The organism is Natronospirillum sp., from assembly GCF_022565775.1.
Taxonomy (GTDB): Bacteria; Pseudomonadota; Gammaproteobacteria; order Pseudomonadales; family Natronospirillaceae; genus Natronospirillum.
Window position 1 is genome coordinate 1 of sequence record NZ_JAIUMC010000094.1, and the last position, 12,405, is coordinate 12,405.

The 12,405-nt window shown below is 58.8% G+C and carries 5 protein-coding genes; 3 read left to right on the forward strand and 2 right to left on the reverse strand.

Annotation, left to right across the window (positions count from 1 at the left end):
* Nucleotides 1-160 precede the first annotated feature (160 nt).
* A complete protein-coding gene (gene typA / locus LAT62_RS13845; protein ID WP_293385097.1) occupies nt 161-1,984 on the reverse strand; it encodes a translational GTPase TypA in 1,824 nt (607 codons plus the stop codon).
* 301 nt (nt 1,985-2,285) lie between these two features.
* Between typA and LAT62_RS13850 the strand changes: the two genes are divergently transcribed.
* Together LAT62_RS13850 and pulA are read left to right on the forward strand one after the other, a co-directional pair.
* Nucleotides 2,286-4,670, forward strand: a complete 2,385-nt coding sequence (locus tag LAT62_RS13850) for an alpha-amylase family glycosyl hydrolase (RefSeq protein ID WP_293385100.1) — start codon at nt 2,286-2,288, stop codon at nt 4,668-4,670.
* Nucleotides 4,671-4,745: 75 nt separating this feature from the next.
* Nucleotides 4,746-7,961: a pullulanase-type alpha-1,6-glucosidase gene (pulA, locus tag LAT62_RS13855; RefSeq protein ID WP_293385103.1), complete on the forward strand. Its 3,216-nt coding sequence runs from the start codon at nt 4,746-4,748 to the stop codon at nt 7,959-7,961.
* A gap of 65 nt (nt 7,962-8,026) precedes the next feature.
* Here the strand turns inward: pulA and hemL are convergent, their stop codons facing one another.
* Nucleotides 8,027-9,307: a glutamate-1-semialdehyde 2,1-aminomutase gene (hemL, locus tag LAT62_RS13860; protein ID WP_293385106.1), complete on the reverse strand. Its 1,281-nt coding sequence runs from the start codon at nt 9,305-9,307 to the stop codon at nt 8,027-8,029.
* A gap of 249 nt (nt 9,308-9,556) precedes the next feature.
* On the opposite strand from hemL, the gene LAT62_RS13865 reads away from it, so the two are divergent.
* The gene (locus tag LAT62_RS13865) at nt 9,557-12,157 is read left to right on the forward strand and encodes a LuxR C-terminal-related transcriptional regulator (RefSeq protein WP_293385109.1); all 2,601 of its coding nucleotides are present in this window, start codon (nt 9,557-9,559) and stop codon (nt 12,155-12,157) included.
* The last annotated feature ends 248 nt before the right edge of the window (nt 12,158-12,405 follow it).

A 12,405-nucleotide genomic window follows, 5' to 3' on the forward strand; every position in this document is an offset into this window, starting at 1 on the left:
GCTGCGCCTGGAAGATCCCATGGTCATTCGCAGTACCATCGATCTGGCGCTGCGCGATGCCAATGTCAGTCTGGCCGGAGTGACCTTCAACCGGGATCGCTGGAGCTGACCTTGGGTCAGCTCCAGCGATCGGAGACGCGGATCAGAAAACCCGGCTCCCTCAAGCCTTGGCTGCCCGTCCGGCGCGGCGACGATCACTTTCCAGCAGCATTTTCTTGCGCAGCCGGAGATGGTTTGGCGTGACCTCAACCAGTTCATCGTCGTCGATGAACTCCAGAGCCTGCTCCAGCGTCATGCGCACCGGCGGGGTCAGCAACAGGGCATCATCCTTGCCCGAGGCCCGCACATTGGTCAGCTGCTTGGCCTTGGTCGGATTGACCACCAGGTCGTTATCGCGGCTGTTCTGACCCACGACCATACCTTCGTAGACTTCCTCGTTGGACCCGATGAACAGGCGGCCGCGTTCCTGCAACGTGAACAGGGCGTAGGCCAGAGACTTGCCGGAGACCATGGACACCAGCACGCCATTCTGGCGTGAGCCGCCGATTTCCGGCAGTACTGGCCCATAGTGGTCAAAAATGCTGGTCAGAATACCCGAGCCTGAAGTCAACGTGAGAAACAGAGAGCGGAAACCGATCAGGCCGCGCGCCGGCATGATGAAATCCATGCGGACCCGGCCCTTGCCGTCCGGTACCATGTTCTGCAGTTCGGCCCGCCGGTTGCCCAGTTCTTCCATGACCGAGCCTTGATGCTGTTCTTCCACATCCACAACGACCTGCTCATAAGGCTCCGAGCGCTTGCCGTTCTCGTCCTCGCGAATGACCACTTCCGGGCGTGAAACACCCATCTCATAGCCTTCGCGGCGCATGGTCTCGATCAGTACCGACAAGTGCAGCTCACCGCGACCGGACACCTTGAATTTTTCGGCACTGTCGCCCGGCTCGACCCGCAGGGCGACATTGCTCAGCAGCTCTCTTTCGAGGCGCTCGCGAATGTTGCGGCTGGTGACGTACTTGCCATCGCGGCCGGCGAATGGTGAGTCGTTGACCTGGAAGGTCATGGAGACAGTGGGCTCGTCCACGGTCAGCGGAGGCAGTGCTTCGGGATGGTCCGGATGGCACAGGGTGTCGGAAATGAACAATGAGTCCATGCCGGTAATACAAATGATGTCACCGGCTTCAGCCTGTGGCACCTCGACACGCTCCAGGCCATGGTGACCCATGACCTGCAGGATACGGCCATTGCGTATCTTGCCTTCCTTGGTTACCGCCTTGACCGGTGTATTGGGGGTGATGACGCCGCGGGTAACCCGACCAATGCCGATGACGCCGACATAGCTGTTGTAGTCCAGAGCGGAAATCTGCATCTGGAAAGGCCCGTCCGAGTTGACCTTCGGCGGGTTCACCCGGTCGACAATCATGCTCAGCAAGGGCCCCATGTCATCGGCCAGAGCATCATGCTCAAGGCCGGCCACCCCATTGAGTGCCGAAGCGTAGATCACCGGGAAGTCCAGTTGTTCTTCGGTGGCGCCCAGATTGTCGAACAGGTCGAACACCTGATCGACGACCCAGTCGGGGCGCGCGCCGGGGCGGTCAACCTTGTTGACCACCAGAATTGGCTGCAGGCCCTGTTCAAAGGCCTTTTGGGTGACGAAACGAGTCTGCGGCATGGGCCCGTCCAGGGCATCCACCAGCAGCAGAACCGAGTCCACCATGGACATGACCCGCTCGACCTCTCCGCCGAAGTCGGCGTGTCCCGGGGTGTCTACGATATTGATTCGATAGCCGTTCCATTCAATGGCGGTGTTTTTCGCCAGAATGGTGATTCCGCGCTCTTTTTCCTGATCATTGGAGTCCATCACCCGCTCGGACCCAAGGTCTTTGCGACCCAGTGTGCCGGACTGTTGCAACAGCCGGTCAACCAGTGTGGTCTTGCCGTGGTCGACGTGAGCGATAATGGCGATATTACGAAGATTCTCAATCACAAGCGCGGTTTCCTGTATCAATAGGCCACGGCATTGTACTGATTCCGCGCCATTGCTCAATCAATAACCGCTCTTTCTGCCAATTGATTCCAACCCCGTCCGGTTCGTTCGGCCCTGCTTTTCCTCCCTGCAGGGTATCGGGTCCATCCTTTATTCCTATCGGGGGTGGATGCATAAATATGAAGATTCTATCTGAGCAAGAGCTCTTTCCTGCGTTTGAATGAAGCGCGATAACAATCACAAGTTTTGGCTACCTGTCCCTGAACCAACAATAACAGCAAAGGGATAACTGAAAATGCGCATGCAAACGCTTACTGGCTGGCGACCCAGCCGCTGGCTCTTTATGACACTGCTGCTTGCAGTGCTCTCCGGATGTAATGACAGCAGTTCCGGCAGCGGCGATGACCAGGGCAGTGACAATGGCAGTACGGATACCGAAGAGCCTGCTGATGACTCGGGCTCTGACGACAACGACTCTGACGATAGCTCCGACGGAGATGACACGGCTGATGGCCCCTATGAGGGCATCGCCCTCTACCTGCAAAAGCCCGAGCACTGGGACGACGCCCGCATACACTTCTGGCAGGTGGATGCAGGTCACGGTGACTCCAGTTGGCCCGGCGAGGCCATGGAAGCGGTGGAGGATGACTGGTACCGCTATACCTTTGATGACGCCACCCTGGTCAATATGGTGCTTAACGGCGCGGTCGATGACGCCCTCGAACAGTCTGTGGACATGCAGAGGACAACCAGTGGCTGCGTGACTCTGGATATCGGCAACCCCAATGGTGACGGGCATTACTCGGGAGACTGGTCGCGTGAGTGTGACCCCATGACCGACGCCGAGCGTCTGGACCGACCCACCCCCGATCTGGATATCAGTGAGGCCACCGGCGACCCGGACCACATTGCCTTTGTCCATCTGTTCGAATGGTCATGGAATGATATTGCCCAGGAGTGTGCCGATTTCCTGGGGCCCAACGGTTATACCGCAGTCCAGGTGTCGCCGCCGCAGGAGCATATCGTGGGCGAAACCTGGTGGACCCGCTATCAGCCGGTCAGCTATCGCCTCGAATCGCGCAGTGGCACGCGTGCCGAGTTTATCGACATGATCGACACCTGCGCCGCTGCCGGGGTGGACATCTATGCCGACCTGGTGATCAACCACACGGCCGATATGGATTCAGTCAACGACATTGAAGGCCTGTCAGCCGGCGGTGACGAGGGCATAGCCGGCACCGCCTGGACGCGCATGAACCACGACTCGCTGTTTGGTGATGATCGTGACGACGACTTCTCCTACAACAGCAACAGCTATCACGGCGACTGTGTCATCCAGGGCGATGACTATGCCAATGATGCAGACCGGGTGCGCACCTGTCAGTTGGCGAATCTGCCCGACCTGAAAACCGGCGACCCGACCGTGCAGGCCACCCTGGCCAGCTATATCGTTGAGCTGCTGGATCTGGGTGTGAAGGGCTTCCGGGTTGACGCAGCCAAGCACATGGCGGTGGAGGACATCGAAGACATCTTTGCCCTGGTGAATGCCGATTTTGACGGTAACTATTACCTCTTTTCCGAGGTCATCGACATGGCCGGCACAGAAGCCATCACCTCGGACGAGTACATCGGTATCGGACCGGTGGAAGAGTTCAAGTACAGCGCCAATATCAGCCGCTTGTTCAAGGACTCCAGCCAGCCGCTGCATCAGTTGGGTGGGCTGGGCGAGCCCATGGGCTTCCTGGATTCCGACCTTGCGGTCGTGTTCACCGACAACCATGACAATCAGCGGGGCCACGGTGCCGGCGGCAATATCCTGACCTACAAGGATGGTGACCTCTATACATTGGGCAACCTGTTCATGCTGGCGCACCCCTATGGCTATCCGCGGCTGATGTCCAGCTATGCCTTTGACAACACCGAAATTGGCCCGCCTTCGGACCCGGTCCACAACGGTTCCCTGAACTGCGGCGACGGCGACTGGGTGTGCGAGCATCGCCAGCCTGAAATTCGCGCCATGGTGGACTTCCGCCGCGCCACTGCCGGATCCGGTATCACCGAATGGTGGGACAACGAAGGCAATCAGGTCGCCTTTGCCCGCGACGGTGCCGGTTTTTTCGCACTCAACGGAGAGACCGATGTCGAAATGGAGGTCACGTTGCAGACCACCTTGCCGGAAGGCAGTTATTGCAATGTGATTGCGGCCGCCGACGGTGACTGCACCGACCATCAGGTTCCGGTGAATGCCGAGGGTGAGGCAGACCTGCAACTGGCTGCTGGCGAAGTCATGGCGCTGATCAACGAAGATGTGCCGCCGTTTGGCACCACCACCCTGTACGTGCAGTCCGGCGAGCAGGTCGATGGCACCCCTACAGCCATGACCTATGCCGGCAATGGCCTCTATACGGTCACTGCCGTATTTGATCCGGCGCGAGCAGAAGAGTGGGGTGACGAAGACCACTTCGACTTCAAGATTGCCGATGAAGGCTGGTCACCGGGCATCAATTTCGGCTCCGATGATGGTGCCGTTCTGACAGAGGGCGAGGTCTTCGATCTCCATAGAGCCGGTGATTCCGGCAACCTGTCGATTGCGGTAACCCAAGGGTTGCTGGGAGTTGAAATGTCAGTCGATTTCTCCGATCCGGACAATGCGACGCTGACCCTGATATCGCTGACCGAACAGTAAGAAGACGCACAGCCGGGCTGACGCAGGGCGGCCCGGTTTTTCTGTCCTACCCAATTCAAATACAGGGGAACACTCATGTACCCATTTCAAGACGGCTTGCCTCGCTGGGCAGTGCTGTGCCTTATATTCTCGTCGGGTCTGCTGCTCGCAGGCTGCAACTCCGAATCATCGGGCAGTTCCAGCTCCGGATCGGATGATACAACAGACACCAGTGACGATTCCGACAACCAGAATGACGACAACCAGGACGACGATGGTTCGTCCAATGACGACGCTGGCCAGGACGATGGTCTGCCGGCGCTGGACGACAATACGGTGCGACTGCACCTATACAGGGAAAACGGCGATCTTGACGGCTATGTTATCCACGCTTGGAATGATATCGACTACGATTTCAGCATGACGTGGAATACCACCAACCCGGATTGGGATCACGCCTACGACCACGAGGGTGAATCCTGGGTGGCCTGGGATATTCCGGTGGTCGACGACTGGTCTGAAGTCGGTTTTGTTATCCACCGCAACGAGGCCAAGCATGTTGATCCCGATCAGTTCTTCCGCGCCGCCAGTCACGGGCAGGAGGCTTATGTAATGCACGGTGATACCAGCGTCTACGATGAACGCCCGGTGCCGGGTGAAGCAGCGCCCGGCGACGATTTCAGTGAGGCGCGGGCACATTGGGTGGCCGCAGACACTCTGGTCTGGAACTCCCAGAATGCCGCCGACGGTGACCATGAGGCCTCCGAGTATGTGCTCTACCATGCCGCAGACGGGGCGCTGAGCCTGGACAATGGCGAGGTATCAGGTGCGGATGGAGAGGTAGTCTTGACTACTGATGGCACCTGGGACGGCGATCCGTTCCCGCACCTGGAAGGGACACCGGTGCTGACTCTGCCCGCCAGCGTGCTGGATGATGTTCCCACCTATCTGCAAGGGGCGCTGGGTGTGGTGCGTTATCGGGCCGGTGAGCTGATGGATGCCACCCGGCTGCAACTGCCCGGCGTGCTGGATGACCTCTATGCCGAGGCCGCGGTGCAGGCCGATCTGGGCCTGACGTTTACCGGCGCTGGCCCCGAGTTCCGGCTCTGGGCGCCGACCGCCAAATCGGTCACGCTGCGTGTCTATGATGGTCCAGACGGCGATGCCATCAAGACGGTGACCATGGGCCGCGATGACGATTCCGGCGTCTGGTCGCATCTGGGCCCCGTCGACTGGATGACCAACGATCACTATTATCTCTACGATGTCGAGGTGTATGTGCCGGCGGAAGGCCAGGTCGTCACCAATCGGGTGACCGACCCCTATGCGCATGGCCTGTCTGCCGACAGTCAGCGCACCCTGATCGTCGATCTTGATCATGCCGATGCCAAGCCCTCAGGCTGGGATGACCTGACCCTGCCGGCACTCGAGAGCCCGCTGGATGCCAGCATCTACGAGCTGCATGTGCGCGATTTCAGTGTCAATGACGCCTCGACACCCAGCAACTACTGGGGCACCTACAAGGCCTTCACACTGCAGGACACCGCTCCGATCGATCACCTCAAGGCCCTTCAGGACGCCGGGCTGACCCACCTTCATCTGCTGCCGACCTACGACCTGGGCTCGGTGCCCGAAGTGTCGCCGCAGACCGCTGATCTGACGGAGATGAATGACGCCGTGGCCACTGATCCGGCCTCCACCACCCCGCAGCAGAAGATTGCAGCCATCAATGACGAAAACCCCTTCAACTGGGGCTATGACCCATGGCACTACACCACGCCGGAAGGCAGCTATGCCACCGACCCGGAGGGTGTCACCCGCATCGTCGAATACCGCGAGATGGTGCAGGCGCTGGCGGGCATGGGGCTGCGCGTGGCCAAGGACATCGTCTACAACCACACCTTTGCTGCCGGACAGAGCGACCAGTCGGTGCTGGACCGCATTGTACCTGGCTACTATTACCGGCTGGATGAAGGCGGCAGCATCCACACCAGCACCTGTTGTCCCAACACGGCGACCGAGCATGCCATGATGGAAAAGCTGATGCTGGACTCGATGGAAACCTGGGCCGAGCAGTATCGCATCGGTGCCTTCCGCTTCGACCTGATGGGCCACCATATGGTCGACCATATCGAAGCGGCCGTGCATCGTGTGCAGGCGGTCGACCCGGACATCTATGTCTACGGCGAGGGCTGGGATTTCGGTGAAGTACAGGGCGGTCAGCGTGGCCCCAATGCCAGCCAGCTCAATATGGCGGGCTCGGGTGTCGGCACCTTCAATGACCGCTACCGGGATGCCATTCGCGGTGGCTCTCCCTTCGATGGCGGTACCAATCTGATCGACGCCAAGGGGGCCATCAATGCCGCGGACTACAGTAGCCTGTTGGGTGAGCTGGACCGGGTTCGGGTCGGGCTGGCGGCGAATCTCGCCGACTATGCCTTTACCCGCTATGACGGCGAAGTGCGCCCCGGCAGCCATGGCAATGTGGGCTATGCGCAAACGCCAGCCGATGTGATCAACTATGTGTCCAAGCACGACAATCAGACGCTGTTTGACAACAATGTCTACAAGCTGCCGACCGATGCCACCATGGCAGAAAGAGTCCGGGCGCAGAACCTGGGCATCAGTCTGACCACGCTGGCGCAGGGGGTGCCGTTTTATCACGCCGGGGTGGACCTGCTGCGCTCCAAGTCACTGGACCGCAACAGCTACAACTCGGATGACTGGTTCAACCGGGTCAATTTCGGCTTTGAATACGCTGGCAATACCGACCATCACACCACTCTGAACAACTTCGGGGTAGGCCTGCCGCTGGCAGCAGACAACGAAGACAACTGGCCGGTGATGGAGCCACTGCTGGAGATGCGCGAACAACTGGTGCCAGGCGCTGAGCATATGGCACGCACGCGCGACCATCTGCGTGACATGCTGGCCATTCGCCAGAGCTCGCCCCTGTTCCGACTGCGCACGGCGGAAGACATCGAGGCGCGACTGCGCTTTCACAATACCGGCCCGGATCAGGTGGCCGGCCTGGTGGTCATGACGCTGTCTGACAATGCGGACGGGCTGGCCGAACTCGACACCACCTATGGTAGCGCCATCGTGCTGGCCAACCTGGGGCCGGATGCGCAGACATTCTCGTTGCCGGCCTATGACGGTGACACGACAGTGGCCTTGCATCCGGTGCAGGCGGGAGGCACGGACGAGCAGGTATCGGACATGACCTTTGACCATGAGAGCGGGACCTTCCATGTGCCCGGGCGCATGGTTGCGGTGTTCATGTCGGAGAGCGCAGTCGACCCGGCACCCTGATAAACTGATGCAACAAAAAAAGGTCGCCCTGTATCCGGGCGGCCTTTTTCGTACTCCATGAGCAATTACAGCGCCGCGAAACTGTTCCGGGCGGCGCTCAGCGTCTCTTCAATGTCCGCGTCAGTGTGCGCGTCCGACATGAAGCCCGCTTCAAATGCTGACGGCGCCAGATAAACACCGTGCTCCAGCATGAGGTGGAAGAAACGCTTGAAGCGCTCGATATCACAGCGCGTTACCTGCTCGAAACGGCGAATGTTTTTCTCTTCGGAAAAGAAGAAGCCGAACATGCTGCCCACCTGATTGGTGGTGAATGGTATGCCTGCGGCATCCGCTTCACGCTGCATGCCTTGCACCAGTCGCTCCGCCTTGCCATTGACCCGCTCCTGAAAGCCGGGCTGGCTGATCTGCTGCAGCATGGTCAGCCCAGCGGACATGGCGATCGGATTGCCGGACAGGGTGCCCGCCTGATAGACCGGACCCAGGGGTGACAAATGAGCCATGATGTCTCGGCGTCCACCGAAGGCACCGACCGGCAAGCCACCGCCGACCACCTTGCCCAGACAGGTCAGATCCGGTTTGATGCCGTACCGTGCCTGTGCGCCGCCCAGCGCCGCCCTGAAGCCACTCATGACCTCGTCGAAGATCAGCACAGCGCCATGCTGGTCGCACTGTTCGCGCAGGGTTTCCAGAAAACCGTCTTCCGGTGGAATGCAGTTCATGTTGCCTGCGACCGGCTCGACAATGACGGCGGCAATATCTTCGGCAATTTCAGCGAAGCAGTCTTTGACGGATTGTGCATCATTGTAGGTCAGGGTGATGGTATGACGGGCATAGTCGGCCGGCACGCCCGGCGACGTCGGCTCGCCCAGGGTCAGCGCGCCGCTGCCGGCCTTGACCAGCAGACCATCGGCATGGCCGTGGTAATTGCCTTCAAACTTGACCACCTTGTTGCGCCCGGTGAAACCACGCGCCAGACGAATGGCCGACATGGTGGCCTCGGTACCCGAGTTCACCATGCGCACCTGATCCATGGAGGGCACCAGTTCGGTCAGCTTTTCCGCCATCAGGATTTCCAGTTCGGTCGGTGCGCCAAAGGTCACCGCCTTGTCGAGCTGTTCGCGAATGGCATCGAGAATTACCGGCGCACTGTGGCCCAGCAACAGAGGGCCGAACGACAGTACATAATCAATGTAGCTCTTACCGTCGACGTCGACCAGTCGCGCTCCGGCGCCATGGCTGAAAAATACCGGAGTGCCGCCGACGCTCTTGAAGGCACGCACCGGTGAATTCACACCACCGGGGATCACACGCTGCGCGCGGTCAAACAAGGCACTGGATTGAATCATAAAAAGCTCCTGATCTGGGGTATCTGTTGACTGACGAGCAGTACTTGAACCGCTCAAGTTGCAACCTGATTGGGGTTCGGTGGTAAACTGTCCCGCGATTGTCCGACTAATAAGCAGCCTTCTCGGCCATATTCAGAATTAAGGTGTGAGTGCATGGGGGATATGATCCCACAACATTTCATTGTCCCGTCGAAAATTTCGGTGCCCAAACTGCCGGCCAATACGATTGACAGGACCCGTGTCGAGGACATGTTTGTTGCTGCCTGCGAATCGCCGCTCATTATTCTGAAGGCTCCGGCCGGATTTGGCAAAACGGTGGCGGCCCTTTACGGCTACTATGCCTATGCTGATCGTCATCGTGGCACGGCACTGGCCTGGCTGTCGCTGGATGCGGAGGACGACCGGCCCGGAGCCTTTATCGCCTACCTGATAGCCGCCGTCAATCACGCGGTGGAACTCAGTGAAGTCCTGTTGAACCAGTCAGAGACGCCGGCGGGCAACAATATGCGGGCGCTCGTCGGGCAACTCCTGTTTGAGCTGGACCAGGTCGAAAGTGAGCTCATGATCGTGCTGGATGATTTTCATCTGATTGAAGACGAGCACATTCATGCGTCGCTGGGCTATTTTGTCAAACACCTGCCGCCACACATCAAACTGGTGCTGACCACCCGATCGGAACCACCGGCGAACATCATGAGTCTGCGCCTGCAGGGACTGGTGGCCGAGCTGGATTCGCAGCAACTGGCGTTCAATCTGCTCGAGACCAAGGCCTTCTTTCAGGAATTTGCCAATACGGATGTGCCGGACGAGCAGGCCAACCAGTTGCTAGACCAGATAGAAGGCTGGGCTGTCGGCTTGCAGTTGATTGTGCTCGGCATGCGCAACAACCCCTCACTTGCTGCACTCGGAGAAAACCTCAGTCAGAAAAACCTGAATATCATCGACTACTTCGACTCGGAACTGTTCGATGGGCTGCCGGCAGAGGTGAAGACCTTTCTGCTCAATACGTCGGTGGTCAAGCGGTTCAACCTGGATGTAGCAGACGCCCTGTGCCCGGGCATCAATGTGCACGAGATACTGGAATACCTGAAACGGCATCATCTGTTTGTGGTGCAGTTCAATGAACCCCGGGACTGGTACCGATACCATCATCTGATGTACGAGTTTCTGCAGCACAAGTTGCTGGTGGCTCACAGCGACAGCCTGCCCGAGCTGCACCTCCAGGCCAGTGATGTCTTTCTACGCCTGGGTTATGTGGTCGGTGCAGTGGATCATGCCATCCGGTCAGGTGAGCGGGAACAGATCATCCGCATTCTCAAGAAGCACGGCAACGAGCTGATTCACAAGGCGCATTATGACCTGGTACGCCGGTGTCTGGCCGAATTGAGTGAAGAAGAAATTCTGGAAGATGCCAACCTGGTGCTGGTGCGCTGCTGGGTAGAAGCCATTTTCGGCGATGCAACTCTGGTACATGACTTTCTGGGCCGAGCGCGCCAGTTGGTGGAGGCTGCGCCGGTCGATCAGCGCGATTTCCTGCGCGCCGAAATGCTGACGGTGAACAGTCAGGCGGCGTTCACCCTGCAGTTCTTTGAGCGGGCCAGTGCCTATGCGCGTGAGGCGCTGACGCTCTATGAAGCCGACAGTATTCGCCGTCAGAGCGCCCTATTGATTCTGGCCAATGTGCTGTTCGAACAGGGCGACATCATCGGGGCCCTGGAGATCTATGAAGAAAGCGAGCTGCTCAGCCGCCAGGAGTCCAACTATGATGCGGTACTCTGGTCGCTCAACCAGCAGGCCGTGATCTGGAAGAGCCGTGGAGATTTCGTACGCTCTGCCGAGTTGTCGCGAGAGGTCATCGATTACGCCGGTGAACAGGGGGTGCGCTACGGCTTCAATGTGGTATTTGCCTACATCAATCAGGCCGAAATTGCCCTTGAAGAGTATCACCTGCGCGAGGCCAAACAGCTGATACACCGTATCCAGAACCTCTGTGAAACCTGGGACGACTATTGGCAATTGCATCTTCAGGGGTGGCTGCTGAAATGTGAAATGCTGAAAGGCAAGCCGACGGTGGCCCGGGAGCTGGCGACCGAGCACGAACTGATTCTGAGTCAGGAGTACACCGCCGATGTGCTGATGCCCTACAGCACGGAAGTGCAGTTGCAGTGGTGGTGGCAGAACGGGGACCTCAAGAAGATCAAGACCTGGCTCAAGGCCAAGCCTGAGGTTTCGGAATATCGCAGTATTCGGGACTTCATGCTGTTGCGTGCAGAGGCCTACGGCCTGGCCGCCACCGAGGATTTCGGCGCGGCCAGGCGCAAGCTCAAGCATGCCATCCAGCATGCCGAGACGAAGGGGTTCCGCGTGGAAGTCATTCGCATGGCCCTGCTCAAGGCGGCGGTCACCGATATAGCGGGTGACCATGAGCAGGCCACCCGCCAGGTGCGCCGGCTGTTGCCCAGCGCTGCCAGCCTGGGTCTGGTGGCCAGTTGGCTGTTCCTGCGCCAGTGGCTGATGCCGATCCTGGAGCGCCTGATGCGGTCCGAAGTGTTTCCGCCTGAGGTGGCCAAGTATGCCGATCAGTTGCTGACCCTGAATCGCCAGCGCAATACCGCCGACCGGCCGGGGGGTGAACAGATTCCCGATGCCTTGCTGGCAGCCGGGGTGTCGCGCAAAGAATGGCGGGTGTACAAGCACATACTGGCGGGCATGAGCAATGAAGAAATTGCCGGCACCATGTTTATTGCTGTCTCGACGGTCAAGACGCATATCAATAATCTGTACAAGAAACTGGGTGTCAGAACGAGGCGGGAAGCGATCGAGCGCGGAGAATCACTGATTGCCGAGTAAGAATTTTTATTTCACTTGAAGGCCGTTTTTTGGGGGGTGGAGAGGAGTTTATGAAATTAAATTACACCCCAAATCCTCCTCCAATCCCGACGCGGGTTTTTTTAGGATATTCAGGTCCTTGTCTGCAAGGGCAGTCTAGTTGATAGGTAGTCTCTCTCGCCGACCAGGCCTTCAGGCCGGTCGGCTTTTTTTTGGTTCATCGCGGAAGTACGGGAAAATGTTGGAGGGTGGCGGTAAATCCGGTTAGT

Coding starts and splice junctions, on each gene's coding strand:
- LAT62_RS13865 (WP_293385109.1), top strand. CDS start 9,557: ATGTTTGTTGCTGCCTGCGAATCGCCGCTCATTATTCTGAAGGCTCCG.
- LAT62_RS13850 (WP_293385100.1), top strand. CDS start 2,286: ATGCAAACGCTTACTGGCTGGCGACCCAGCCGCTGGCTCTTTATGACA.
- pulA (WP_293385103.1), top strand. CDS start 4,746: ATGTACCCATTTCAAGACGGCTTGCCTCGCTGGGCAGTGCTGTGCCTT.
- hemL (WP_293385106.1), bottom strand. CDS start 9,307: ATGATTCAATCCAGTGCCTTGTTTGACCGCGCGCAGCGTGTGATCCCC.